18 protein-coding genes are annotated in these 25,019 nt (G+C 64.5%); 9 read left to right on the plus strand and 9 right to left on the minus strand.

The annotated features are described in order from the left end of the window. Positions 1 to 118 precede the first annotated feature (118 nt). The 3 genes from RR51_RS00305 to RR51_RS00315 all read left to right on the plus strand — a co-directional run bounded on the left by RR51_RS00305 (position 119) and on the right by RR51_RS00315 (position 4,096). A complete protein-coding gene (locus tag RR51_RS00305) occupies positions 119 to 1,030 on the plus strand; it encodes a LysR substrate-binding domain-containing protein (RefSeq protein ID WP_039612312.1) in 912 nt (303 codons plus the stop codon). Positions 1,031 to 1,233: 203 nt separating this feature from the next. After that, complete coding sequence (locus tag RR51_RS00310) at positions 1,234 to 2,496, plus strand: OprD family porin (protein WP_039612313.1); 1,263 nt, start codon at positions 1,234 to 1,236, stop codon at positions 2,494 to 2,496. Between the two features lies 1 nt (position 2,497). Beyond that, positions 2,498 to 4,096 carry an MFS transporter gene (locus RR51_RS00315; RefSeq protein ID WP_039612314.1) on the plus strand — a complete coding sequence of 533 codons (1,599 nt, stop codon included), beginning with the start codon at positions 2,498 to 2,500 and terminating at the stop codon, positions 4,094 to 4,096. A gap of 164 nt (positions 4,097 to 4,260) precedes the next feature. On the opposite strand, the gene RR51_RS00320 is transcribed toward RR51_RS00315, so the two are convergent. From RR51_RS00320 to ycaC, 4 genes are all read right to left on the minus strand, one after another. Continuing rightward, on the minus strand, positions 4,261 to 6,102 hold the full coding sequence (locus RR51_RS00320; protein ID WP_161795731.1) for an amidohydrolase: 1,842 nt from the start codon (positions 6,100 to 6,102) through the stop codon (positions 4,261 to 4,263). A gap of 377 nt (positions 6,103 to 6,479) precedes the next feature. Continuing rightward, positions 6,480 to 7,298, minus strand: a complete 819-nt coding sequence (locus RR51_RS00325) for an alpha/beta fold hydrolase (protein WP_039612316.1) — start codon at positions 7,296 to 7,298, stop codon at positions 6,480 to 6,482. Positions 7,299 to 7,337: 39 nt separating this feature from the next. Continuing rightward, positions 7,338 to 7,646: a hypothetical protein gene (locus RR51_RS00330; protein ID WP_039612317.1), complete on the minus strand. Its 309-nt coding sequence runs from the start codon at positions 7,644 to 7,646 to the stop codon at positions 7,338 to 7,340. 114 nt (positions 7,647 to 7,760) lie between these two features. Next, entirely contained in the window at positions 7,761 to 8,390 is a 630-nt protein-coding gene (ycaC, locus tag RR51_RS00335; protein WP_015272313.1) for an isochorismate family cysteine hydrolase YcaC, read from the minus strand. A gap of 289 nt (positions 8,391 to 8,679) precedes the next feature. Between ycaC and RR51_RS00340 the strand changes: the two genes are divergently transcribed. After that, complete coding sequence (locus RR51_RS00340) at positions 8,680 to 10,107, plus strand: mechanosensitive ion channel family protein (protein ID WP_039612318.1); 1,428 nt, start codon at positions 8,680 to 8,682, stop codon at positions 10,105 to 10,107. 108 nt (positions 10,108 to 10,215) lie between these two features. On the opposite strand, the gene amaA is transcribed toward RR51_RS00340, so the two are convergent. Further along, complete coding sequence (amaA, locus tag RR51_RS00345) at positions 10,216 to 11,502, minus strand: L-pipecolate oxidase (protein ID WP_013974769.1); 1,287 nt, start codon at positions 11,500 to 11,502, stop codon at positions 10,216 to 10,218. A 167-nt stretch (positions 11,503 to 11,669) separates the two neighbouring features. Beyond that, positions 11,670 to 13,160 carry an L-piperidine-6-carboxylate dehydrogenase gene (gene amaB, locus RR51_RS00350; RefSeq protein ID WP_003253547.1) on the minus strand — a complete coding sequence of 497 codons (1,491 nt, stop codon included), beginning with the start codon at positions 13,158 to 13,160 and terminating at the stop codon, positions 11,670 to 11,672. Between the two features lie 136 nt (positions 13,161 to 13,296). Here amaB and RR51_RS00355 point away from each other — a divergent pair, with 136 nt between their 5' ends. Together RR51_RS00355 and hglS are read left to right on the plus strand one after the other, a co-directional pair. Beyond that, positions 13,297 to 14,187 (plus strand): LysR family transcriptional regulator, encoded by an 891-nt coding sequence (locus RR51_RS00355; protein WP_039612319.1) that lies wholly within the window; start codon positions 13,297 to 13,299, stop codon positions 14,185 to 14,187. A 203-nt stretch (positions 14,188 to 14,390) separates the two neighbouring features. Further along, positions 14,391 to 15,785, plus strand: a complete 1,395-nt coding sequence (hglS, locus tag RR51_RS00360; RefSeq protein ID WP_039612320.1) for a 2-oxoadipate dioxygenase/decarboxylase HglS — start codon at positions 14,391 to 14,393, stop codon at positions 15,783 to 15,785. Positions 15,786 to 15,938: 153 nt separating this feature from the next. On the opposite strand, the gene RR51_RS00365 is transcribed toward hglS, so the two are convergent. Beyond that, positions 15,939 to 16,865: a LysR substrate-binding domain-containing protein gene (locus tag RR51_RS00365; protein WP_013974772.1), complete on the minus strand. Its 927-nt coding sequence runs from the start codon at positions 16,863 to 16,865 to the stop codon at positions 15,939 to 15,941. Positions 16,866 to 17,021: 156 nt separating this feature from the next. Between RR51_RS00365 and RR51_RS00370 the strand changes: the two genes are divergently transcribed. Continuing rightward, positions 17,022 to 18,410, plus strand: coding sequence for a NorM family multidrug efflux MATE transporter (locus RR51_RS00370; protein ID WP_024087906.1), 1,389 nt, complete (start codon positions 17,022 to 17,024; stop codon positions 18,408 to 18,410). A gap of 38 nt (positions 18,411 to 18,448) precedes the next feature. Here the strand turns inward: RR51_RS00370 and RR51_RS00375 are convergent, their stop codons facing one another. Further along, a complete protein-coding gene (locus RR51_RS00375) occupies positions 18,449 to 20,116 on the minus strand; it encodes a putative bifunctional diguanylate cyclase/phosphodiesterase (protein WP_039612321.1) in 1,668 nt (555 codons plus the stop codon). A gap of 253 nt (positions 20,117 to 20,369) precedes the next feature. Between RR51_RS00375 and rep the strand changes: the two genes are divergently transcribed. Then, on the plus strand, positions 20,370 to 22,379 hold the full coding sequence (gene rep / locus RR51_RS00380) for a DNA helicase Rep (protein WP_039612322.1): 2,010 nt from the start codon (positions 20,370 to 20,372) through the stop codon (positions 22,377 to 22,379). A 64-nt stretch (positions 22,380 to 22,443) separates the two neighbouring features. Then, positions 22,444 to 23,016, plus strand: a complete 573-nt coding sequence (locus RR51_RS00385) for a xanthine phosphoribosyltransferase (RefSeq protein WP_003253535.1) — start codon at positions 22,444 to 22,446, stop codon at positions 23,014 to 23,016. A 110-nt stretch (positions 23,017 to 23,126) separates the two neighbouring features. On the opposite strand, the gene RR51_RS00390 is transcribed toward RR51_RS00385, so the two are convergent. Then, on the minus strand, positions 23,127 to 24,989 hold the full coding sequence (locus RR51_RS00390) for an acetyl-CoA hydrolase/transferase C-terminal domain-containing protein (RefSeq protein ID WP_039612323.1): 1,863 nt from the start codon (positions 24,987 to 24,989) through the stop codon (positions 23,127 to 23,129). Positions 24,990 to 25,019: the final 30 nt, after the last annotated feature.

Consider the following 25,019-nt stretch of genomic DNA (forward strand, 5'->3'; position numbering starts at 1 on the left):
GCGGGTAAACCCGCTCCCACAGGGATGGCGCCGGGCTTGAGCCCTGTGCATTACCTGTAGGAGCGGCTTTAGCCGCGAAAGGGCCGGCACAGGCAACCAAACACCCGGAGACCGATCATTGGAAGACCTCAACTCCCTCTACTACTTCACCCAGGTAGTCGAGCACGGCGGCTTCGCCCCGGCTGGCCGGGCGCTGGACATGCCCAAGTCGAAGCTAAGCCGGCGCATCGCCGATCTCGAAGACCGCCTGGGCGTGCGCCTGCTGCACCGCACCAGCCGCCATTGTTCGCTCACCGAGATCGGCCAGGCCTACTACAACCGCTGCCTGGCCATGCGCGTGGAGGCCGAGGGCGCGGCGGAGATCATCGAGCGCAACCGCAGCGAACCGCGCGGCCTGGTGCGTATCAGTTGCCCGACCACCCTGCTCAATTCCTGGGTCGGGCCGATGCTGACCCGCTACATGCTCAAGTACCCGCAGGTGGAGCTGTTCATCGAGAGCACCAACCGCCGCGTCGACCTGCTGCACGAGGGCTTCGACATCGCCCTGCGGGTGCGCTTTCCGCCGCTGGAGAACACCGACATGGTGATGAAGGTACTGAGCAACAGCACCCAGTGCCTGGTCGGCCAGCCGCAGTACCTGGAGCAGTTGCCCAAGGGCTTCGACCCGCAGCTGCTCGGCACGCTGCCGAGCCTGCATTGGGGCAGCGCCCAGCGTGAGTACCAGTGGGAGCTGTTCCAGGGTGAGGACAGCAGCCACAGCATCGTCATCCCGCACACACCGCGCATGGTGACGGACGACCTGTTCGCCCTGCGCCATTTCGTGGTGGCCGGGGTGGGTATCGCGCACCTGCCGCGGGTGGCGGTGCGCGAAGACCTGGCGGCGGGTCGGCTGGTGGAGTTGTTGCCGGACTGGCACCCGCGTTGCGGCATCGTGCATGCGATCTTCCCGTCGCGGCGGGGCTTGCTGCCGTCGGTGCGGGCGCTGATCGATCATCTGGCCGAGGAATTCGCCATCAGCGACATGGCTTGAGCCGGTTACCGCCTGTGCCGGCCTCTTCGCGGGTAAACCCGCTCCCACAGGGTCACCACTAGCCCCAAGGTTTGTGCAGTACCTGTAGGAGCGGGTTCACCCGCGAAGAGGCCGGCACAGGCAAGGCCAGCCAGAGCACACGCATACAAGACCCCTGGCCTATCCTTCCTCCACAGTCCCGGATCATCCCTCCCGGAGCCCCCATGATCCGCGCCACCCACGGACCAGGCCGCGCCCTGCTCGCCACCCTCGCCCTGTGCCCGGCGCTCAGCCAGGCCGAAGAGCCCAGCTGGTCGCTGCTCAGCCGCAACTACTTCCTGCACAGCGACTTCCGCTCGCCCTCCGGCAGTGGCCAGAACTACCGCCAGGAATGGGCCCAGGGCTTCATTGGCGAAATCCGCTCCGGCTTTACCGAGGGCACACTCGGCCTCGGCATCGATGCCCATGGTTTTCTCGGCCTCAAGCTGGACGGCGGCCGCGGCCACGCCGGCACCGGCCTGCTGCCGCGCGACAGCGATGGCCGCGCCGAGTCCGACTACTCCAGCGCCGGCGCCGCGCTCAAGCTGCGCCTGGGCAACACCCAACTGCACTACGGCGAAATGACCGTTGAAACCCCGGTGTTCGACACCAGCGACAAACGCCTGCACCCGGAGTACGCCACCGGCTGGTTCCTGGACAACACCGACCTGCCCGACTGGCGCCTGCAGGCCGGGCACTTCACCGCCTTCAACAACCAGGACAACAGCTCCAGCCATGATGACTTCAGCGGCTACGGCGCCACCACCGACAACCGTGCCATCAGCCTGGCCGGTGCCGCGTTCGCACCCGATGGGCCATTCGGCGGCGCACTGTACGCAGGCCAGCTGGAGGACACCTGGCGCCAGGCCTACCTCAACCTGAACCTGGCCGAGGGCAACTGGCGCCTGGACGGCAACCTGTACAAGACCCGCGACACCGGCAATGCCAGTGCCGGGGCAATCGACACCCTCGCCTACAGCCTGCTGGCCAGGTACAGCTTTGGCGCCCAGGCGCTGAGCCTGGCCTACCAGAAGGTCGAGGGCGATACCCCGTTCGACTTCGTCGGCGGCGACTCCATCTACCTGGCCAACTCGATCAAGTACGCCGACTTCAACGGCCCCGGCGAGCGCTCGTGGCAACTGCGCTACGACCTCGACTTCGCCACCCTCGGCGCCCCCGGCCTGAGCCTGATGGGCCGCTACGTCAGCGGCCGTGGCATCGACGGTAGCCATGCCCCGGCAGGCGGCGCCTATGTGGGCCAGTACGGCGACGGCGGCGAGCACTGGGAGCGCGACATCGACCTGAAATACGTGGTGCAGTCGGGCGCCGCCAAGGACCTGAGCCTGTCGTTTTCCCACGTCAGCCACCGCGCCAACCAGGCCCAGGCCGGCGATGACATCGACCGGATCTACCTGATCATCGAATACCCACTCAAAGGCAGCTTCTGATATGAGCACGTCCCCTTCAGGCGCCTGGAGCCCATTGCGCAACGCCACCTTCCGCATGCTGTGGATCGCCACCATCGCTTCCAACATCGGCACCTGGATGCATGAGGTGGGCGCCGGCTGGCTGATGACCACGCTGTCGGCCAGCCCGTTGCACGTGGCCCTGATCCAGGTAGCCGGCTCGCTACCAATGTTCTTCCTTGCCCTGCCGGCCGGCGCGGCGGCGGATATCGTCGACAAGCGCCGCTACCTGTTGCTGGTGCAACTGTGGATGTCTTCGGTGGCCGTGGTGCTGGCGGCCCTGACCCTGCTCGGGCTGATGAACGTCACCCTGCTGCTGGTGCTTACCCTGGCGTTGGGCATCGGCACGGCACTGATGATGCCGGCCTGGAGCGCGCTGACACCGGAGCTGGTAGGCAAGGACGACCTGGCCAACGCGGTGGCGCTTTCCAGTGTCGGTATCAACGTGTCGCGCGCCATCGGCCCGGCTTTGGCGGGCGTGGTGGTGAGCATGGTCGGCCCGTGGTTGACCTTCGCCTTGAATGCCATCTCGTTCGCCGGGGTGATCCTGGTGCTGTTCCTGTGGAAGCGCGAGGTGAAGGAGCCACTGCTGCCGGCCGAGCGCTTCGTCGGCGCCATGCGCACCGGGCTGCGTTTCGCGCGCAGTGCCAAGCCCTTGCAGGCGGTGATATTGCGCGCCTTGGCATTCTTTTTCTGCGCCAGCGCCGGCACCTCGCTGCTGCCGTTGATCGTGCGTGGCGAGATGCACGGCAGCGCCGCCGATTTCGGCCTGCTGCTGGCAGCCATCGGCATCGGCGCGGTGGCCGGCGCCACCTTGCTGCCCCGCCTGCGCGAACGCATCAGCCGCGACCGCCTGGTGCTGCTGGCCAGCCTGCTGTATGCCCTGTTCCTGCTCGCCCTGGCGCTGGTGCGCAACTTCTATGTGCTGCTGCCGGCAATGCTGCTCAGCGGCGCGGCGTGGATTGCCGTGCTGTCCAACCTGCAGGTGGCGGCGCAGACCTCGGTGCCGGCCTGGGTACGGGCGCGGGCGCTGTCGGTGTACATCCTGATCTTCTTTGGTGCCATGGCCAGTGGCGGTTTGCTGTGGGGCACGCTGGCCAGCCATGCAACGATCACCTTGAGCCTGCTGCTGGCCGCAGGAGGCCTGGCACTGGGCACGCTGCTGACCTGCAAGGTGACGCTGCCGGAAACCGCAGCCGAGGAGCTGACGCCGTCACTGCATTGGCCGGTGCCGCTGCTGAGCGACGACATGGACAAGGAAAGCGGGCCGGTGATGGTCACCGTGGAATACCACATCGACCCGGCCAAGGCCGAGGCCTTCCAGCAGGCAGCGCGGGAGCTGGAGGCGATGCGCAAGCGCAATGGCGCGTTGTCGTGGGGGTTGATGCGCGACAGTGCGGACCCGGCGTTGTGGCTGGAGTTCTTCTTCGAGGAATCGTGGCTGGAGCATTTGAGGCATCACCACCGGGTTACCCGGGGTGAGCTGAAGATCGAGGCCAGGGTGCGGATGCTGCAGACCGATGGGGTGGGAGTGAAGATTCGGCATCTGTTGGCTGGAGCTGAGCACAAGGCTCACCATTGATGTCTGCTGTGGCCTCTTCGCGGGTAAACCCGCTCCCACAGGGACAACACAGACCTGAAGGGCGCTGCCGTACCTGTGGGAGCGGGTTTACCCGCGAAGAGGCCAGCACTGATGGAACAAAAAAGGGGGCCAATAACTGGCCCCCTTTTTCACATCAGCTCAGCTTAGAAAGCAAAGCACGAACAACCCAACGCCCCCCAGAAGCCCTGGAAGTCATTCACCGGCACGTTCGAATGCCGTGCCTTCTCATGGCTGTGCGCGTGCACCCCGCAAGGCCCGACACACTGGTGCGCCACCGCTGCCAGCGACGGCGTGCCCACGCGCCAGTGGCCCGGCACCTTGGTCACCGGCGACCACTCCGGCAGCACCGGCACCTGGGGCGGGCCGAGCTTGTCGAATTCCGCCGCGCCATACACCACCTTGCCATCGACCACGGTCAGCACCGACTCGATGCCTTTGATCGCCTCTTCATCGACACTGAAGAAGTCCAGCGACAGCGCCGCCAGGTCAGCCAGCTGGCCCACCTTGATCTGGCCTTTCTTGCCCTGCTCGCTGGAGAACCAGGCGCTGCCCTGGGTGAACATCTGCAGCGCGGTGTCACGGCTGAGGCCTTCCGGGTACAGCTCCATGCCACCGACGGTCTTGCCGCTGACCAGCCAGTACAGCGAGGTCCACGGGTTGTAGCTGGACACGCGGGTGGCGTCGGTACCCGCGCCCACCGGCACGCCCATGTCGAGCATGCGCTTGATCGGCGGGGTTTGCTCGGCGGCCTTGGCGCCGTAGCGGTCAACGAAATACTCACCCTGGAAGGCCATGCGGTCCTGGATGGCGATACCGCCGCCCAGCGCACGCACACGCTCGATGTTCTGCGGGGTGATGGTTTCGGCGTGGTCGAAGAACCATGGCAGGCCATTGAACGGGATGTCCCGGTTGACCTTCTCGAACACGTCGAGCATGCGCGTGATCGATTCGTTGTAGGTGGCATGCAGGCGGAACGGCCAGCGCTGCTCGACCAGGTGGCGTACCACCGGCTCCAGCTCTTGTTCCATGGTTTGCGGCAAGTCCGGGCGCGGTTCGAGGAAGTCCTCGAAGTCGGCGGCGGAGAACACCAGCATTTCGCCGGCGCCATTGTGGCGCAGGAAGTCGGTACCGCTGTGCAGCTTCACGCTGGAGGTCCACTTGCGGAAGTCGTCCAGCTCTTCCTTGGGCTTCTGGGTGAACAGGTTGTAGGCAATGCGCACGGTCAACTGGTTGTTGTCGGCCAGCTCCTGGATCACCTGATAGTCGTCCGGGTAGTTCTGGTAGCCACCACCGGCATCGATGGCGCTGGTCAGGCCCAGGCGGTTGAGCTCGCGCATGAACTGGCGGGTGGAGTTGACCTGGTATTCCAGCGGCAGCTTCGGCCCCTTGGCCAGGGTGGCGTAGAGGATCATCGCGTTGGGGCGAGCGATGAGCATGCCGGTCGGGTTGCCGAACTTGTCACGCTGGATCTCGCCGCCCGGCGGGTTGGGCGTGTCCTTGGTGTAGCCGACTGCCTTGAGCGCGGCGCGGTTGAGCAGTGCGCGGTCATACAGGTGCAGCAGGAATACCGGGGTGTCAGGTGCGGCCTGGTTGATTTCCTCCAGGGTGGGCATGCGTTTTTCGGCGAACTGGAACTCGTTCCAGCCGCCGACCACACGCACCCACTGCGGGGTCGGCGTGCGCGCGGCCTGGTCCTTGAGCATGCGCAGGGCATCGGCCACCGAAGGCACGCCTTCCCAGCGCAGCTCCAGGTTGTAGTTCAGGCCACCACGGATCAGGTGCAGGTGCGAGTCGTTCAGGCCAGGGATGACCGTACGCTGCTTGAGGTCGATGATCTGCGTGGTGGCGCCCTTGTGGGCCATGGCCTCGGCGTCGTTGCCCACGGCGATGAAACGGCCATCCTTGATGGCGACGGCGGTCGCGGTGGGCTTTTCACGATCAACGGTGTGCAGTTTGCCGTTGAACAGGATCAGATCGGCGGTCATGGAACCTCCTTGGGTGGATGCGTGAGCGGAACCGGCGGAACCGGTAAAAGGCAATGCGGACCAGAGCGCGCCAGCGGCACCGAGCACGGTACTGGTGGCGAGGAACTGGCGACGGGTCTTGTCGTTGCGGTCCTGGGACATGGGGTTCTCCGTCTGGTGCGGCAGCGGGCAGGCGCAACTGCGGAGCATGCCGGTTGGTGTAGGGACAAGGCTTGGATGGATGTGCGGTGGGTTGTTGAAGGTTAGCCTTGTTCAGCATTTGCGCTGCCTGGGCTGGCCTCTTCGCGGGTGAACCCGCTCCCACAGGGACACCACCGGCCTTGAAGACTGTGGTGCCCCTTGTGGGAGCGGGTTTACCCGCGAATGCCCCAGCACAGTTACTTCTGAAGGAACGCCAGCAAGTCTTGGTTGAGTTGCTGTGCATGAGTCACCGCAAACCCATGCGGCGCCCCCGCATACACCTTCAGCTCAGCCCCACGAATCAGCTCCGCCGCCCGCTTGCCGGTGCTCTCGAACGGCACGATCTGGTCGTCGTCACCGTGGATCACCAGGGTCGGCACATCGATCTTGGCCATATCCGGGCGGAAGTCGGTTTCGGAGAACGCGGTCACGCAATCCAGGGTGCCTTTGATCGATGCCATCAGCGCAATGTTCAAGGTCTGGGTCTGCACACCCTGGGACACCTGCTGCCCATGGTTGATGCCATAGAACGGCGCCGCAAAATCGGCGATGAACTGCGCGCGGTCGGCACGCAGGCCGGCGCGGATACCCTCGAACACCGACAGGTCGACACCTTCAGGGTTGTCGTCACGCTTGCCGAACACCGGCGTTACCGCGCCCAGCAGCACCAGCCCGGCCACCCGCTCGCTGCCGTGGCGGGCGATGTAGCGGCTGACGTCACCGCCACCCATCGAGAAGCCCACCAAGGTCACATCGCGCAGGTCGAGGTGTTCGATCAGCTGGGCGATGTCATCGGCGAAGGTGTCGTAGTCGTAGCCGCTCCACGGCTGGCTCGAACGGCCGAAACCACGGCGGTCGAAAGCGATGGCGCGGTAGCCGCGGCTGGCCAGGAATTCCATCTGCGAATCCCACATGTCGGCATCCAGTGGCCAGCCGTGGCTGAACAGCACAGGTTTGCCGCTGCCCCAGTCCTTGAAGTAGATCGAAGTGCCATCGCGGGTAACGAACGTGCTCATGTCGGTATCTCCTTGAAAATGTCGAGGTAAAGGCCTGGCTCAGCCACGTAGCCAGTTGGCGCAGCGGCGGGTTACCCAAGGCATGATGTAGAACACCACGGGCAGGATGACGAACAGGTTGACGATCAGGTTGCCGGTGATCGCGCCCCCCAGCTGAGGGAAGCGTGCGAACAGCGGCGCCAGCAGTTGTGGAATGATCATGGTCATCGGGCAGATCACCAGGTAGGTCAGCAGCGCCTGCTTCCAGCGCGGCGGTTGCGCCGGCGTAGCGCCCTTCGAACTGGCGATTACCTTGTGTTGCAGGCATACGGTCACTACGTCGCGGTTGTCTTGGGGTGCGGTGTTCATCGGCGTTCCTTGGGATGAGCTTGCCCGCATCCACTGTGCAACGGCGGACGGGCGCTGGATTGGACAGGTGTGCTGCCTTGGCGGGCACCGGCTGGCGGTGCCCGCGCATCTGGCTTACTTGCTGGCGTTGAAAGCGTTGTAGCTGGTGATCAGGTTGCGGTAGTCCGGGATGTGGTTGGAGCACAGCGCGGCCAGGCCTTCGATGTCGTTGCGCCAGTCGCGGTGCAACTCACAGGCCACGCCGAACCAGGTCATCAGTTGTGCGCCGGCCTGGCTCATGCGGTCGTGGGCGGCGTCGCGGGTCATGGCGTTGAAGGTGCCGGAGGCATCGGTGACCACGAACACTTCGAACTCTTCTTCCAGGGCCGACAGCGCCGGGAAGGCTACGCACACTTCGGTTACCACGCCGGCGATGATCAGCTGCTTCTTGCCGGTGGCCTTCACCGCCTTGACGAAGTCCTCGTTGTCCCAGGCGTTGATCTGGCCTGGGCGGGCGATGTAGGGGGCGTCCGGGAACAGGGCTTTCAGCTCTGGTACCAGCGGGCCGTTGGGGCCTTGTTCGAAGCTGGTGGTGAGAATGGTCGGCAGGTTGAAAAACTTGGCCAGGTCGGCCAGGGCCAATACGTTGTTCTTGAACGCGTCCGGCTCGATGTCGCGGACCAGGGACAGCAGGCCAGCCTGGTGGTCGACCAGCAGGACAGCGGCGTCGTCTTTGTTCAGGCGGTTGTATTTGAAGTTGGTCATGGTCGTTGCTCCTAAGGGTTTTGATCTTTTCAGTAAGTTGGGTGTTTCGCGTTGATGGGAGAAGATTAAAACCATGACCTTTTGGGCGGTAGATAGCGATTTTTGGCTCTAGCGTTCTGTTTTATGAACGATGGTTTTGTATGGGCTCGACCGGCCCTTTCGCGGCTAAAGCCGCTCCCACAGGGATTGCGCTGGATTTGAATCGTGCGCAGTACCTGTGGGCTGTCATTGCCTGCCCGGCCAACCTGCTCTATTACTACCCACAGCCCTCCCCTCACCCGAGATCACCATGCTGGCGTTCATCCAGTCATACCCGTTGTTGCTCGGCACCGCCCTGGTCCTGCTCGACCTCGTGCTCTGGCAACTGATTCCTCTCCAGCAACGCGCCTGGCGTATCGGCACGCGGTTGGTGCTGTTCCTGCTGTTCAGCTCGGTACTGGTGGCTGCCGGCATGAGCCCGATGCAACCACCACCCTGGCCCGATGATGTCTCGCGCAACCTGATCGCCACGGTACTGGCGATCGGCTGGTGGCTGTTCGGCGCACGCACGGTGACGGTGGTGTTCGGCCTGTTGCTGGGTGCCCGTGGCAGCCATGGCGGGCGTTTGCTGCAGGATGTGCTGGGGGCGCTGATCTTCCTGGCTGCGGTGGTCGCCGCCGCAGGTTATGTGTTGCAGTTGCCGGTGAAGGGCCTGCTGGCTACATCGGGGGTAATGGCCATCGTCATCGGCCTGGCGCTGCAGAGCACATTGGCCGACGTGTTCAGTGGCATCATCCTGAACACCACGCGGCCGTATCAGATTGGCGACTCGATCTCCATCGATAGCACCGAAGGCAAGGTGCTGGAAATCGACTGGCGTGCCACCCGCCTGCTCACCAGCACCGGCAGCCTGGCGGTGATCCCCAACTCGGTGGCGGCCAAGGCCCGGCTGCTCAACCACAGCCGCCCGGCCGATGTGCACGGGGTGTCGGTCAGCGTGGTGGTACCGGCCAAGGTGCGGCCCAAACGGGTGTTCGATGCTCTGGAAAAAGCCTTGCAAGGCGTCAGTGCCATCCTGGCTACACCAAGACCAAAGGTGACGGTGAAAGCCTCGACGCTGGAATCAGTGGAGTACGAAGCCAGCGGCTTCGTGGCCGACGCGGGCGCCAAGGGCGACGCGCGCAACCAACTGTTCGACCTGGCCCACCGGCACCTGGAGGCCAGCGGGGTAATGTGGAACACCGACCTGGCCATGCCACCACGCAGCCGCCAGCGCGAGGTGCTGGACGAGGTGCGGGTGTTCCGCTCGCTGAGCGCTGAAGAGCGCGATGCGTTGAGCCAGCGCATGACGGCGGTGGAATACCTGGCCGACCAGGTAATCCTGGGCGTGGGCGAGCATTCCGATCATTTGCTGGTGATTGGCAGCGGGGTGGTTTCGGCGTCGATCCGCGATGGCGACAAGCTGGTCGAGGCCGGGCGCATGGGGCCGGGCGAGGTGCTCGGGATCGAGGGGATCATCGACGATGAGCAGTCGTTTGCCGAATTCCGCACATTGACCGGTTGCGTGCTGTACCGGATCGACAAGGAGCAGGTGAAGAGCTGCCTGGTGCAACGCGGCGATGTGCAGACGGCGTTGAGCAAGTTGCAGCGGTTTCGGCGGCAGAGCCGGGAGTCGTTGTTGCTGCAGAAGCCGGTTTCGATCAAGAAGGGCGGTTTTCTCAGCTGGTTGCACAAGTAAGCCTGTGCCGGCCTCTTCGCGGGTAAACCCGCTCCCACAGAGACTGCGCAAAATCTGAACGCTGCGCAGTACCTGTGGGAGCGGGTTTACCCGCGAAGAGGCCAGTATTTACAACACAACTCTCAAACATTGCCCCGCGTGGTACAGCGAGAACCCGGACTCATAGAACGCAGTCCGCAGCGAGGGCGCACTCACGCCCTTCATCGGCGAAAACGGAATCGGCAGGCTGCCCGCCTCCCCCTTCAGCAGGAACTCGGCAAACGCCCGGCCAATCACGGTCCCAGTAGTATTGCCCCGCCCGTTGTACCCAGTCACGGCCACTAGCCCCGGCGCCGGTTCGAACAGGCGCATCAGGTGGTCCGGGGTGAAGTCGATGCAGCCGGTCCAGTGCATTTCCCACTCGACCTTGCCCAGCTCCGGATAATAGTGGCTCTGGATGCGGTCGGCCCAGCTGCGCACGAACCACGCCGGCTTGTTGTCGACCCGGCCCAGACTGCCGAGCAGCAGGCGGCCCTGGTCGTCGCGACGGATGCTGCTGAGCACGGTGCGGGTGTCCCACGAGCCTTGGCCATGTGGCAGCACCTTGTCGGCTGCAGCACCCTGCAACGGCTTGGATGCCACCTGGTAGTAATAGCCACGGAAGAACTGCTTCTGCAGGTTGCTCCAGTCGCCTTCGGTGTAGGCGCCGGTGGAAATCACCACCTTGTCGGCGCGCACCGAACCACGTGCGGTCTTCACCCGCCAGGCATCGCCGTCACGCTCCAGGCCTTCGACCGAAGACTGCTGGAACAGCTTGCCACCCAGGCGTGCCACCGCTGCGGCCAGGCCCTGGGTGTAGCCCATGGGGTTGATGGTGCCGGCGCGGCGGTCGAGCAGCGCGGCGGAAATCTTGTCGGTACCGCAGTACTCCTGGCATTGGGCGCCGGTCAGCAGCTCCACATCGGCACCACGGCGGCGCCATTGTTCGTGGCGGGCCTCGAGGTCGGCGATACCGGTGGCGTTGTGCGCCATGTGCAGCGTGCCTTTGTGCTGGGCCTGGCAGTCGATGCCGAGGCGTTCGATCATGGCGAACACTTCAGCCGGGGCCTCGCCGAGCACCTTGTTCAGGCGGCTGCCCTGCTGCAGGCCAAGGGTGGCCTCGACATCGTCCGGGCGGATCCAGGTGCCGGCGTTGACCAGGCCGACGTTGCGCCCGGAGCCACCGTGACCGATCTTCCAGGCCTCCAGCAGGATCACCGACTTGCCCTGTTCGAGCAGGTGGATGGCCGCCGACAGGCCGGTAATGCCGCCACCGATCACACAGACATCGGCCTTGTGCTCACCGGCCAGGGCCTGGGCGGCGACGGTCGGTTTGCTGACGAATTCCCACAAGCATTCTTGACGCAGTTCGGACATGGCCCGGCTCCAGCAATTTGTTCTTGTTTGGGGCCGTTGTGCGGCCCATTCGCGGGAAAACCCGCTCCCACAGGTGCATCACAGGTTTCAAGAACTGTGTTGTACCTGTGGGAGCGGGTTTACCCGCGAACCGGGGGCCAGGCCCCCGGCCATGCAGCATCAGCCGATCAGTCGAACACGATACCCTGCGCCAGCGGCAGTTCGCGCGAGTAGTTCACGGTGTTGGTCTGGCGACGCATGTAGCCTTTCCAGGCGTCCGAACCGGACTCACGGCCACCACCAGTCTCCTTCTCGCCACCGAACGCACCGCCGATCTCGGCGCCGCTGGTGCCGATGTTGACGTTGGCGATGCCGCAGTCGCTGCCCGAGGCGCTCTGGAAGCGTTCGGCCTCACGGATGTCGGTGGTGAAAATGCACGACGACAGGCCTTGTGGCACTTCGTTGTTCAGGCGCAGGGCCTCTTCGAAGTCGTCGTAGGCCAGCACGTACAGGATCGGGGCGAAGGTTTCGTGGCGCACCACGTCGCTCTGCGCCGGCATTTCGGCGATGGCAGGCGATACGTAGTAGGCGTTCGGGTACTGGTCGGCCAGCTGACGCTCGCCACCAAATACCTGGCCACCTTCGTCGCGGGCCTTGGCCAGCGCGCCCTGCATAGCGTCGAACGACTGCTTGTCGATCAGCGGGCCCACCAGGTTGTCCTTGCGTGGATCACCGATGCGAACCTTGCCGTAGGCGGCTTTGACGCGGGCAACCACTTCGTCCTTGATCGAACGGTGCACGATCAGGCGGCGCAGGGTGGTGCAACGCTGGCCGGCGGTGCCGACTGCGGAGAACAGGATGCCACGCACGGCCAGGTCGAGGTCGGCGCTCGGGGCCAGGATCATGGCGTTGTTGCCGCCCAGTTCGAGGATGCTGCGGCCGAAGCGGGCAGCCACACGTGGGCCGACTTCGCGCCCCATGCGGGTGCTGCCGGTGGCGCTGACCAGCGGTACACGCGGGTCGTCGACCATGGCTTCGCCGGCTTCACGGCCGCCGATCACCAGTTGTGCCAGGCCGGCCGGGGCATCACCGAAGGCTTTCAGGGCTTTTTCGAACAGCGCCTGGCAGGCCAGGGCGGTCAGCGGGGTCTTCTCGGACGGTTTCCATACCACCGAGTTACCGGCGACCAGGGCCAGGGCGGTGTTCCAGGCCCAGACTGCGACCGGGAAGTTGAAGGCGCTGATCACGCCGACCACGCCCAGCGGGTGCCAGGTTTCACGCATGTGGTGGCCAGGGCGCTCGGAAGCGATGGTCAGGCCGTACAGCTGGCGCGACAGGCCAACGGCGAAGTCGCAGATGTCGATCATTTCCTGCACTTCGCCCAGGCCTTCCTGGGTGATCTTGCCGGCTTCGATCGAAACCAGCTCGCCGAGGTCGGCCTTGTGCTCACGCAATACTTCGCCGAACAGGCGCACCAGTTCGCCACGGCGCGGAGCCGGCACGCTGCGCCAGGCTTCGAAGGCGCTCTGGGCCTGATCGATGCGGGCGATGGTCTCGGCCTTGCCGAGCAGTTTCACCGAGGCGATCTGGCTGCCGTCGATCGGCGTGTGAACAGGGTAGTCGCCCTGGGTGTAAGCCTCGGCAGCAACGCCAAGGCGCTCGAGCAGTCCAGCAACCATTTGTGCATCTCCTACATCGGGTGATGGGGTGGAAAAATGATGTGGATCAGTATTAATCCGATCACACCGGTGCAACAAACGACCTTTATTCCGCATATCATTCCGTCAGGTAATGATTTGAGCCGCAGAGACCGCTATGTCCAAACGCCTGGTGCCCTCCATGACCGCCCTGCAGTGCTTCGAAGCTGCAGCCCGCCATTTGAGCTTTACCCGTGCCGCCGAAGAGCTGCACCTGACCCAGAGCGCGGTCAGCAAGCAGGTGGCGCAGCTTGAAGACATGCTGCGCCATCACCTGTTCCTGCGTATCCGTCGCCGCCTCCAGCTGACGCCGGCGGGCAGCCTGTACCTGGCCGAGGTCAACAAGATCCTCACTCAGGTGGATATGTCCAGCCGCTACGTGCTCACGTACGGCGAGCAGACCGAGATATTGAAGGTAGCCACTCAGCCGAGTTTTGGCGTGCGCTGGTTGATCCCGCACCTCAAGGGTTTTGGCAAGCGCCACAACAACATCCACCTGGACATCCGCAACGAGATGGAGCCGTTCGCCCTGCTGCAGGGCTCGGCGGACGTGGTGTTCTTCTATGGCCAGGGCACTTGGCCGGGGGCCACCTGCGTGGAGCTGTTCGGTGAAGAGGTGGTGCCGGTATGTGCGCCGGAGTTGCTGGCCGGGCGTGAACTGAACGATGCCGGGGAGCTGGCCGAACTGGTGTTGCTGCAGAGCACCTCGCGGCCAGAGGCCTGGCACGAGTGGTTCCTGGAGTTGGGCTTGCAGAGCGTCAGCGCCTACCACGGGCCGCGCTTCGATACCTTCTACATGGCCTTGAGCGCGGCGCAGGCCGGGTGCGGGGTGGCGTTGGTGCCGCGCTACCTGGCGGCGAAGGAGCTGGCCGAGGGGAGTTTGGTGGTGCCGTGGAACCATGCGATGCGCAGTGCCGGGGCGCATTACCTGGCGTATGCCGAGCATGCGGCGGAGGTGCCCAAGGTAAGGGCGTTGGTGGAATGGATTCGCGAGCAGCTATCGACCTGAGGGTCTCTTCGCGGGTAAACCCGCTCCCACAGGTATCACGCAAGGCCTGAACCCTGTGAGGTACCCTGTGGGAGCGGGTTTACCCGCGAAAGGGCCCTTGAGGTCGATCAAAAAAGGAATGACACACTCACTTTTTTTCGCTTGTGAGCAAAGTGCATTCCCAGCTTTCATGTAAGCGTCCGAACCCAACCAGGAAGCTAGCGATGCCCGCCCACGATTTCGTCAGCCCCGACAGCATCCGCGCGCAGTTCTCTGCCGCCATGTCGCTCATGTACAAACAGGAAGTGCCCCTGTACGGCACGCTGCTGGAGCTGGTGAGCGAAATCAACCAGCAGGTCATGGCCAAGCAACCCGAGGTTGCCGAAGCCCTGCGCTGGACCGGCGAAATCGAGCGCCTGGATCAGGAGCGCCACGGCGCCATCCGTGTGGGCACCGCCGCAGAGCTGGCCACCATCGCCCGACTGTTCGCGGTCATGGGCATGCAGCCGGTCGGCTACTACGACCTCAGTTCCGCCGGTGTGCCGGTGCATTCCACCGCCTTCCGCGCGGTGCACGAGCAGTCGCTGCACGTCAGCCCGTTCCGCGTGTTCACCTCGCTGCTGCGCCTGGAACTGATCGACAACCCGCAGCTGCGCGAGCTGGCAGAGAGCATCTTGGCCAAGCGCCAGATCTTCACCGCCCGTGCCCTCGAACTGATCGCCCAATGCGAGCGCGATGGTGGCCTGAACGCCGCCGATGCCGAAGCGTTCGTGCAGGAAGCGCTGCACACCTTCCGCTGGCACCATGACGCCACCGTCACTGCCGAGCAGTACCAGCAGTTGCACGACCAGCACCGCCTGATCGCCGATGTGGTGGCCTTCAAGGGCCCGCACATCAACCATCTGACCCCGCGCACCCTGGACATCGATGCAATCCAGCTCGGCATGCCGGCCAAGGGCATCCCGCCAAAGGCCGTGGTCGAAGGCCCGCCCACTCGCCGCCACCCGATCCTGCTGCGCCAGACCAGCTTCAAGGCCCTGCAGGAAAAGGTTGCGTTCAGCGACCAGCAGGGCAGCGAAGGCAGCCACACCGCGCGCTTCGGCGAAATCGAGCAACGCGGCGCGGCGCTGACGCCGAAAGGCCGCCAGCTGTACGACAAGCTGCTCGACGCCACCCGCGCCGCCCTGGGTGGCGCCCCGGCCGAGGCCAATGCCGAACGCTACATGGCGTTGCTGAAGGACACCTTTGCCGAGTTCCCGGACGACCTGGCGCAGATGCGTGAACAAGGGCTGGCCTACTTCCGCTACTTCGCCACCGAGAAAGGCCTGGCTGCGCGTGACCAGGACGACCGCCCAACCACGCTGGAAGGGTTGATCGAGGCAGGCCATGTGCACTTCGAGGCGCTGGTGTACGAGGACTTCCTGCCGGTGAGCGCGGCGGGGATCTTCCAGTCCAACCTGGGTGACGATGCGCAGGCCGAGTACGGCAGCAACGCCAACCGCGATGCGTTCGAAGCGGCGCTGGGGCTGCAGGTGCAGGATGAGCTGGCGCTGTATGCGCAGAGCGAGCGTCGGTCGCTGCAGGCTTGTGCACAGGCGTTGAACCTGGGCTCGATGTAAGGCATTGCGGCCTCTTCGCGGGTAAACCCGCTCCCACAGGCTCGGTGCAGTCCTTGAGGCCAGCGCTGTCCTGTGGAAGCTTCGGCGCAGGCCTTGAGGCCAGTACTGTACCGGTGGGAGCGGGTTTACCCGCGAAGAGGCCGGTACAGGCGATCAGAGGGCCGGCAGGATCTGCACATCCGGCAAATCCATCGCCGCCACCTCCTCTTCCAGAAACGCGCTCAAACGCCGCAACCGCTCGCCCCCTGGCCGAGTGCGCGGCCACACCAGGTAATAATCCATCCCGCTGGGCACCGCCGTCGGCCAAGGCAAGCTCAAGCGCCCCTGCGCCACATCTTCGGCCACCATCAGCAAATCACCCATGGAAATGCCATAGCCACGCGCAGCGGCAATCATGCCCAGCTCCAGGGTGTCGAACACCTGCCCGCCCTTGAGCGAAACCTTGTCACTCAACCCCATGCGCTCCAACCATTCCCGCCAGTCGCGCTTGTCCACCGTGGGGTGCAGCAGCTCTATGCAGGCCAGCCGACGCTCGTCCCAGGGTTCCTCGTCGAGCAGGTCTGGCGCACCCACGGGGATCAGCAGCTCCGGGAACAACCTGCGCACTTCCCACTCCGGCGGGAACACCCCGTCGCTGAGCAATACCGCGCAATCGAACGGCTCCTGGTTGAAGTCCACATGGTCGACATCCATCCAGGCGCTGGTCAGCTGCACCTCGTTGCCAGGCTGCAAGTGGCGAAAGCGGCTAAGGCGCGCCAGCAACCAGCGCATGGTCAGGGTCGAGGGAGCCTTCATGCGCAGGATGTCATCCTCACCGCGCAAGGTATCGCAAGCCCGTTCCAGCGCGGCAAAGCCTTCACGCACACCGGGCAGCAGCACCCGCGCCGCTTCGGTCAGTTGCAGGCTGCGGCCGCTGCGCACGAACAGGCGGCAGGCAAAGTGCTCCTCCAGCGTGCGGATATGCCGGCTGACCGCGCTCTGGGTAATCGACAGCTCTTCGCCGGCACGGGTGAAGGAGCTTAGCCGCGCGGCGGCTTCGAATGCGCGCAGGGCATACAGCGGGGGGAGCTGACGAGACATGAGGCACCTGCCATACGGGGCTGAGAAATGAATCACCGGGAAGCATATATACATGAGTCAGACTCATGCCAATGATCGCATTTATCTTTTTGTGCAAAGTTGACCAAAGCCTCAGAATCGCCCTTCGTTGATCACCCCAGGAAAAGGACTGCCCCCATGCATGTCGCGCCCACCACAGAACTCAAGGCTTTGCTGCGCCTGGCCGGGCCGCTGATCGCCTCGCAGTTGGCGCACATGCTGATGGTGCTGACCGATACCCTGATGATGGCCCGCATCAGCCCGCAAGCCCTGGCTGGTGGCGGCCTGGGCGCGGCGAGCTACTCGTTCGTGTCGATCTTCTGCCTTGGCGTGATCGCTGCGGTCGGCACCCTGGTGGCCATTCGCAAGGGCGCCAACGACATCGAGGGCGCCACCCGCCTGGCGCAAGGTGGCCTGTGGCTGGCCTGGGGCCTGGCGCTGTTCGCTGCGCTGGTGCTGTGGAACCTTGAGCCGGTACTGCTGCTGTTCGGGCAAAAGCCCGAGAACGTTGCATCGGCCGCCGAATTCCTCACCCTGCTGCCACTGGCGCTGCCCGGCTACCTGACCTTCATGGCGTTACGCGGCTTCACCAGCGCGCTAGGCCGGTCTACGCCGGTGATGGTCATCAGCCTGGTCGGCACGGTGCTCAACTACCTGTTCAACGTGGCGCTGATCGAAGGCATGTTCGGCCTGCCCAAGCTGGGCCTGATGGGCATCGGCCTGGTCACCGCAGTGGTGTCGATGGGCATGGCCATTGCCTTGGCGCTGTATATCCGTTGGCACCCGGCCTATGCCGCCTACCCATTACGTAAGGGCCTGTCGCGCCCTTCGCTGCCGGCCCTGCGCGAGCTGTGGCGGCTGGGCTTGCCGATTGGCGGCACCTACATGGTGGAAGTCGGCCTGTTCGCCTTCGCCGCGCTGTGCATGGGCGTGCTGGGCAGTACCGAGCTGGCGGCGCACCAGATCGCCCTGCAGATCGTCTCCACAGCGTTCATGGTGCCAACCGGGTTGTCGTATGCGGTGACCATGCGCGTGGGGCTGTACTACGGCGCCGGCAACCTGCTGGCGGCGCGCAGCGCCGGGCGGGTGGGCATCGGCTTCGGGGCGATGATCATGTTTGCCTTCGCCGCGCTGTTCTGGCTGCTGCCCGATGCGCTGGTGGGGCTGTTCATCGACCGTGACGACCCGGCATTTGCGGCGATCTTCCAGCTGGCGGTGCAGTTGCTGATGGTGGCTGCGTGGTTCGAGCTGTTCGATGGCATGCAGACGATCGCGATGGGCTCGATCCGTGGGCTGAAGGATGCCAAGACGACCTTCCTGATCGGCCTGGTGTGCTACTGGCTGGTGGGGGCGCCGAGCGCCTGGCTGTTCACTTTTACCCTGGGCGGTGGCGCGGTCGGGGTGTGGTGGGGGCTGGCGTTGGGGCTGGCGTGTGCGGCGGTGGCACTGACCTTTGGCTTTGAGTGGCGGATGAAGCGGCTTTTGGGCAAGGCCGGGATTGGTGGAGCGGCGACGGCTTCGGCCTGACTTGCGGGCCTCTTCGCGGGTTCACCCGCGAAAGGGCCCTAAAGGGCTGTGCCCAACTGGCAGCCGGTCGCCTGCAGCAAGAACTCCATCAACTCCCCCACCGGCAGCGGCTTGCTGACCAGGAAGCCCTGCACCTGGTCACAGCCAAACCCGCGCAGCAACGCCATCTGCTCTTCACTCTCCACCCCTTCGGCCACCACCTCCAGGTTGAGGTTGTGCGCCAGGTTGATCATGGCGTGCACCAGCTTGCGGTTCTCCTCGCGCATTTCCATCTCCGCGACAAAGCTGCGGTCCACCTTGAGCAAGGTGATCGGCAGGCTGTTTAGGTGCACGAACGAAGAGAACCCGGTACCGAAATCATCGAGCGAGAAGCGCACGCCCAGGCGCCCCAGGGCGTCCATGGTCTGACGTACCAGCTCGTTGCGGCGCATCACCGCCGTTTCGGTGAGCTCGAATTCGAGCCAGCGGGCATCCACGCCATGTTCGAGAATCAGGCGGCTCAAGGTCGCCAGCAACTGGCTGTCCTGGAACTGGCGGAAGCTCAGGTTGACCGCCATGTGCAGCGGCTCCAGGCCGCGCTCGCACAGCGCCTGCATGTCGCGCAGGGCTCGGGAAATCACCCAGTAGCCCAGCGGCACGATCAGGCCGCTCTGCTCGGCCAGCGGCACGAACTCGCTGGGCGGCAACAGGCCACGCTCGGCATGCCGCCAGCGCACCAGCGCCTCGAGGCCGACGATATGCCCGTCGGCCAGGTTCAACCGCGGCTGGTAATGCAGCTCCAGCTCATCCCGGCGCAGGGCGCGGCGCAATTCGCTTTCCAGATCGGCAAGGCTACGGGCGTTGCGGTTGATACGTTCGTTGAACACATGAAAAGTGCAGCCCTGGCTGCCCTTGGCCTGGCGCATGGCGATGTGCGCATGCCACATCAGCGGGTCGGCACCACCCTGGGCGCGGGCATGGGCCAGGCCCAGACTGCAGCCCAGCAGCAGGCTTTCGCCGTCAATCCAGTAGGGTTCGGCCAACGCCTCGACAATCCGCTCGGCAATCCACTCGGCACGGTTGGGGTCGCGTCGGGTGTCGATCAGCAGGGCGAACTCGTCGCTGCCCAGGCGCGCCAGTTGGTCGCCCGCCTCCAGTTGCTGTTTCAGCCGCGCCACCACCTGCAGGATCAGGCGGTCGCCGCTCTGGTGGCCAAGGGCGTCGTTGACGTGGCGGAAGTTGTCCAGGTCCAGGTGGCCGAGGGCAAGGCCACGGCCGTCGTTCTCGGCCAGGCGCGCGGTCAGCAAGGCCTGGAAGCCCTGGCGGTTGGCGATGCCGGTCAGCGGGTCCTGCTCGGCCAGGCGCTGCAAGGTGGCCACCAGCACGCCGCGCTCGCGCACATGGCGCAGCGAGCGACGCAAGGTGTCGGCATTGAGCTGGTCACGCACCAGCCAATCACTGACGGCGCTGGGCGCTAACTGAGGCTCGTGGTCGAGCAGCAGGATGGTCGGCAGCTCGCAGCGCCCAGGCGCGGGCTGCAGGGCCGGGGTTGCCAGCACGACAGCCTGGCGGTCCTGGTTGAACAGGCTGTCGACCGAGTCCCAGTTCGGCGCCGTCAGCAGCACGGCGCTGCCACCCTGGGCAGGCATGCACTCGCGTAGCAGCGCGCCCCATTCCGGCTCATCGGCCAACAGCAGCAAACGCAATGGTTCGACAGGCGTGGACAAGCGGGCTCCTTAGGCTTCACGGTGCAACGGAAACTGCCAGGTATGCTACTGCATTAATGAAAATGATTTTCAATTTAATACATGTTTTTACGGGTGTAGCATCCCGACGTATTTTGTCGTGCATCCTGCGCGAAACTGCGCCAGCCGGCAAATCCCGTTTACATATTTGACTCAGACGTCAGACGGTCGCGCCACAAACGCCCCATGCCTGTTAGAATGCGCGGCTATTTTCTGGCGACCCCCGGTTTCTAGCATGTCCCGACTCAATCCCCGGCAGCAGGAAGCCCGTGACTATGTCGGCGGCCCTCTTTTGGTGCTCGCCGGTGCAGGCTCGGGCAAGACCAGCGTGATCACGCGCAAGATTGCCCACCTCATCCAGAACTGCGGCATCCGTGCCCAGTACATCGTGGCGATGACCTTCACCAACAAGGCCGCCCGCGAGATGAAGGAACGGGTCGCCACCCTGCTGCGCCCGGGGGAAGGCCGCGGCCTGACTGTGTGCACATTCCACAACCTGGGCCTGAACATCATCCGCAGGGAGCACGAGCGCCTGGGCTACAAGCCGGGTTTCTCGATCTTCGACGAGTCCGACATCAAGGCGTTGCTGTCGGACATCATGCAGAAGGAATACTCCGGCGACGACGGCATCGACGAGATCAAGAACATGATCGGTGCCTGGAAGAACGACCTGATCCTGCCCGCCGAGGCCCTGGAGAAGGCGCGCAACCCGCGCGAGCAGACTGCCGCCATCGTCTACACCCACTACCAGCGCACGCTCAAGGCGTTCAACGCGGTGGACTTCGACGACCTGATCCTGCTGCCGGTCAAGCTGTTCCAGGAACACCCCGATGTGCTGGAGCGCTGGCAGAACCGCGTGCGCTACCTGCTGGTGGACGAATACCAGGACACCAACGCCAGCCAGTACCTGCTGGTGAAGATGCTGATCGGCATGCGCAACCAGTTCACCGTGGTGGGCGACGACGACCAGTCGATCTACGCCTGGCGTGGCGCCCGGCCGGAAAACCTGATGCTGCTCAAGGAGGACTACCCCTCCCTGAAGGTGGTGATGCTGGAGCAGAACTACCGCTCCACCAGCCGCATCCTGCGCTGCGCCAACGTGCTGATTGCCAACAACCCGCACGCGTTCGAGAAGCAGCTGTGGAGCGAGATGGGCGTGGGCGACGAGATCCGCGTCATCCGCTGCAAGAACGAGGAAGCCGAGGCCGAACGCGTGGCCATGGAAATCCTCACCCTGCACCTGCGCACCAACCGCCCGTACAGCGACTTTGCCATCCTCTACCGCGGCAACTACCAGGCCAAGCTGATCGAACTGAAGCTGCAGCACCACCAGGTGCCGTATCGCCTGTCGGGCGGCAACAGCTTCTTCGGCCGCCAGGAGGTCAAGGACCTGATGGCCTACCTGCGCCTGCTGGTGAACCCGGACGATGACAACGCCTACCTGCGGGTGATCAACGTACCGCGCCGCGAAATCGGCTCCACTACCCTGGAAAAGCTCGGCAACTACGCCACCGAGCGCGGTATTTCGATGTACGCCGCCAGCGAGGAGCTTGGCCTGGGCGAGCATCTGGACGCCCGCTACACCGAGCGTTTGCAGCGCTTCAAGCATTGGCTGGACGGGGTGCGCCACAAGGTTGCCCTGGAAGACCCGATTGCCGCGCTGCACGAGATGATCCGCGATATCGACTACGAGAACTGGATCCGCCAGCAGACCGCCAGCGACAAGGCTGCCGAGTTCCGCATCAGCAACGTCTGGTTCCTGGTCGAAGCGCTGAAGAACACCCTCAAGAAGGACGAAGAGGGTGACATGACCATCGAGGACGCCATCGGCAAGCTGGTGCTGCGCGACATGCTCGAGCGCCAGCAGGAAGAGGAAGAGAACGCCGAAGGTGTGCAGATGATGACCCTGCATGCCTCCAAGGGCCTGGAATTCCCCTACGTGTTCATCATGGGCATGGAAGAGGAAATCCTCCCGCACCGCTCCAGCATCGAGGCGGACACCATCGAAGAGGAACGCCGCCTGGCCTACGTGGGCATCACCCGGGCGCGCCAGACCCTGGCCTTCACCTTCGCCGCCAAGCGCAAGCAGTACGGTGAAATCATCGACTGCACGCCCAGCCGGTTCCTCGACGAACTGCCACCGGACGACCTGGCCTGGGAAGGCCTGGACGATGCGCCGGTCGAGGTAAAGGCTGCACGGGGCAACAACGCCTTGGCCGATATCCGGGCAATGCTCAAACGCTGATCAACCATTACTCTTTAACTTTGCCGCTATTTGCGGCCACCTTTGCTACATCGAGGAAAACAAAGTGGAAGCACTGCATCAGAAGATTCGCGAAGAAGGCATCGTGCTTTCCGATCAGGTTCTCAAAGTCGACGCGTTTCTCAACCACCAGATCGATCCGGCGCTGATGCAGCTGATCGGTGACGAGTTCGCCCGCCTGTTCGCCGACGCGGGCGTGACCAAGATCGTCACCATCGAAGCCTCGGGCATTGCCCCGGCGGTGATGACTGGCCTGAAGCTGGGCGTGCCGGTGATCTTCGCCCGCAAGCACCAGTCGCTGACCCTGACCGAGAACCTGCTGACCGCCTCGGTGTATTCCTTCACCAAGCAGACCGAGAACACCGTGGCCATCTCGCCGCGTCACCTCAACAGCAGCGACCGCGTGCTGGTGATCGACGACTTCCTGGCCAACGGCAAGGCGTCGCAGGCCCTGATCTCGATCATCAAGCAGGCCGGCGCCACCGTGGCCGGCCTGGGTATCGTGATCGAGAAGTCGTTCCAGGGCGGCCGTGCCGAGCTGGACAGCCAGGGCTATCGCGTCGAGTCGCTGGCCCGGGTGAAGTCGCTGGAAGGTGGTGTGGTCAGCTTCATCGAGTGATACCACACCGCGATCCCTGTGGGAGCGGGTTTACCCGCGAATGCGATTTCGAATGTGCCATCGCATTCGCGGGTGAACCCGCTCCCACAGGGGACGGTGTGCCTCTGGAATTATCTTGTAGCCTGTAAACCCGCCAGCAACAGCCTCTGGTACAGCTCTTCCTTCAGCCCCTGCGGCTGGTCCAGCTGCATCCGCCCCAGATGCCGCTCATACCCCTCCGGCCCCGGCGCATCCAGCGCTGCCTTGCCCAGTTCCAGCACCTCGCTCAGCTTGAACTTGCTCTTCAACCAGTTCAGCGCCCGCAGCAAATCCCGCTCTTCAGCCGTAAAGTCCGTGCCCAGCGGATACTCCGGGAACAACCGCGAATGCCGCGCCCTGATCGCCTCCAGCCGCTGCGGCGTATTGTCGGTAAAGCACGCCTCGAGTTGAAAATCCCTGGCCAGCTTGCCGGCGTCCTTTGCCTGCTCGATCAGCCCCTGCTGGAACCGCGAATCACATACCGCCAGCAACCGCGCAATCACCTCGCTGTCGGTCTGCCCACGCAGGTCGGCAATGCCGTACTCGGTCACCACGATATCGCGCAGGTGCCGGGGGATGGTGCAATGGCCATAGTTCCAGAACAGGTTCGAGGTCACCTCCCCGCCCGCCTCACGCCAGCTGCGCAGCAGCAGGATCGAACGCCCGCTCTCCAGCGCATGGCCTTGGGCAACGAAGTTGTACTGCCCGCCCACGCCACTGAGTACACGGCCATCCTCCAGCTGGTCGGCCACCCCGGCGCCGAGCAGGGTCATGCCGAACACGGTGTTGATGAAGCGCGCATCACGGCGTTGGCGGCGCTTGAGTTCCTCCTGCCCGTACAGCTCGTTGATGAAGCTGATACGCGTCATGGCAAACCGTGCGCGCTGTTCCAGCGGCATGTCGCGCAAGCGCTGGTAGAACGCCTGGGGGCCGAGGAAGAAACCGCCATGCAGCACTGCCGCCCCCTGCTCGTCCGCCGGGCGCCGCAACAGGCCCGCTTCGGCCAGCGCCAGCAAGCCGTTGACGAACATCTCGCTGCAGCCGTACAGGCCTTGGGCGAAGGTATCCAGGCCCCCTTCCCGTTCGATCAGCGCTTGCCACGAGCCAGCACCCAGCGCGTCGAGCACGGCACGATAACAGGCGTTGTCACCCTGGCGCGCCAGCAGTGCGGCAGCTACCGCATCGCCCATGGCACCAATGCCGATCTGTAGCGTGCCGCCGTCGCGAACCAGGCTGCTGGCGTGCAGGCCGATGCAGTGGTCCTGGGTGTTGACCGGCATGTTCGGCGTGGAGAACAGGCGGCGTTGCTCGGCTGTATCGATCAGCAGGTCGAACGCATCGATGGGTAGCTCGGCGTCACCCGGCATGTAAGGCAGCTCGGCATGCACCTGGCCGAGCATGAGGATGGTCTCGCCGGCGGCGCGGCGCTTGGCGATCATCGGCAGCAGGTCGAGGGTGATGTCGGGGTTGCAGGCCAGGCTCAGGTGCACCGGCCTCTCGGGCGTGGCGGCCACCAACTGCGCGATCAGGTTCAGGCCCTTGGCGTTGATGTCACGTGCTGCGTGGCTGTAGTTGCTGCTGATGTAGCTTTGCTGGGCCGAATCGCTATGCAGCAGGCTGCCGGGCTGCATGAAGAATTGTTCCACCTGGATGTTCGGCGGCAGGCTGTCGTTGCGCAGGTCGGCGAGGTAGGTAAGTTCTTCATAGTCGGCGAAGACGCGCTCGACGAAGGGCTCAAGAAAGCGCCGCTGCAGGCCATCGCCCAGCGGTGGGCGGCCGAGGGACAGGGCGGTGTAGATAGTCAGGCGCCGTTCGGGCAGCTCGCGGATGCGGGCGTAAAGCGCGTTGACGAAGGCGTTGGGCTTGCCCAGGCCCAGCGGCAGGCCCATGTGGATGTGGGCTGGCAGGCGCGACAGGACTTGCTCGACGGCCTGGTCGATGGAGCAGAGGTGCATCTGGGCCTCCTGAGACATCCATGGGTTCAG

It is taken from the genome of Pseudomonas sp. C5pp (genome assembly GCF_000814065.1).
GTDB classification, from domain to species: domain Bacteria; phylum Pseudomonadota; class Gammaproteobacteria; order Pseudomonadales; family Pseudomonadaceae; genus Aquipseudomonas; species Aquipseudomonas asiatica.

Bases quoted from the DNA above. Each gene is read 5' to 3' on its own strand.
- RR51_RS00340 (WP_039612318.1), top strand. From the start codon at position 8,680: ATGCTGGCGTTCATCCAGTCATACCCGTTGTTGCTCGGCACCGCCCTG.
- RR51_RS00310 (WP_039612313.1), top strand. From the start codon at position 1,234: ATGATCCGCGCCACCCACGGACCAGGCCGCGCCCTGCTCGCCACCCTC.
- RR51_RS00325 (WP_039612316.1), bottom strand. From the start codon at position 7,298: ATGAGCACGTTCGTTACCCGCGATGGCACTTCGATCTACTTCAAGGAC.
- hglS (WP_039612320.1), top strand. From the start codon at position 14,391: ATGCCCGCCCACGATTTCGTCAGCCCCGACAGCATCCGCGCGCAGTTC.
- ycaC (WP_015272313.1), bottom strand. From the start codon at position 8,390: ATGACCAACTTCAAATACAACCGCCTGAACAAAGACGACGCCGCTGTC.
- RR51_RS00355 (WP_039612319.1), top strand. From the start codon at position 13,297: ATGTCCAAACGCCTGGTGCCCTCCATGACCGCCCTGCAGTGCTTCGAA.
- rep (WP_039612322.1), top strand. From the start codon at position 20,370: ATGTCCCGACTCAATCCCCGGCAGCAGGAAGCCCGTGACTATGTCGGC.
- RR51_RS00320 (WP_161795731.1), bottom strand. From the start codon at position 6,102: ATGACCGCCGATCTGATCCTGTTCAACGGCAAACTGCACACCGTTGAT.
- RR51_RS00365 (WP_013974772.1), bottom strand. From the start codon at position 16,865: ATGTCTCGTCAGCTCCCCCCGCTGTATGCCCTGCGCGCATTCGAAGCC.
- RR51_RS00370 (WP_024087906.1), top strand. From the start codon at position 17,022: ATGCATGTCGCGCCCACCACAGAACTCAAGGCTTTGCTGCGCCTGGCC.
- amaA (WP_013974769.1), bottom strand. From the start codon at position 11,502: ATGTCCGAACTGCGTCAAGAATGCTTGTGGGAATTCGTCAGCAAACCG.
- RR51_RS00390 (WP_039612323.1), bottom strand. From the start codon at position 24,989: ATGCACCTCTGCTCCATCGACCAGGCCGTCGAGCAAGTCCTGTCGCGC.
- RR51_RS00330 (WP_039612317.1), bottom strand. From the start codon at position 7,646: ATGAACACCGCACCCCAAGACAACCGCGACGTAGTGACCGTATGCCTG.
- amaB (WP_003253547.1), bottom strand. From the start codon at position 13,160: ATGGTTGCTGGACTGCTCGAGCGCCTTGGCGTTGCTGCCGAGGCTTAC.
- RR51_RS00315 (WP_039612314.1), top strand. From the start codon at position 2,498: ATGAGCACGTCCCCTTCAGGCGCCTGGAGCCCATTGCGCAACGCCACC.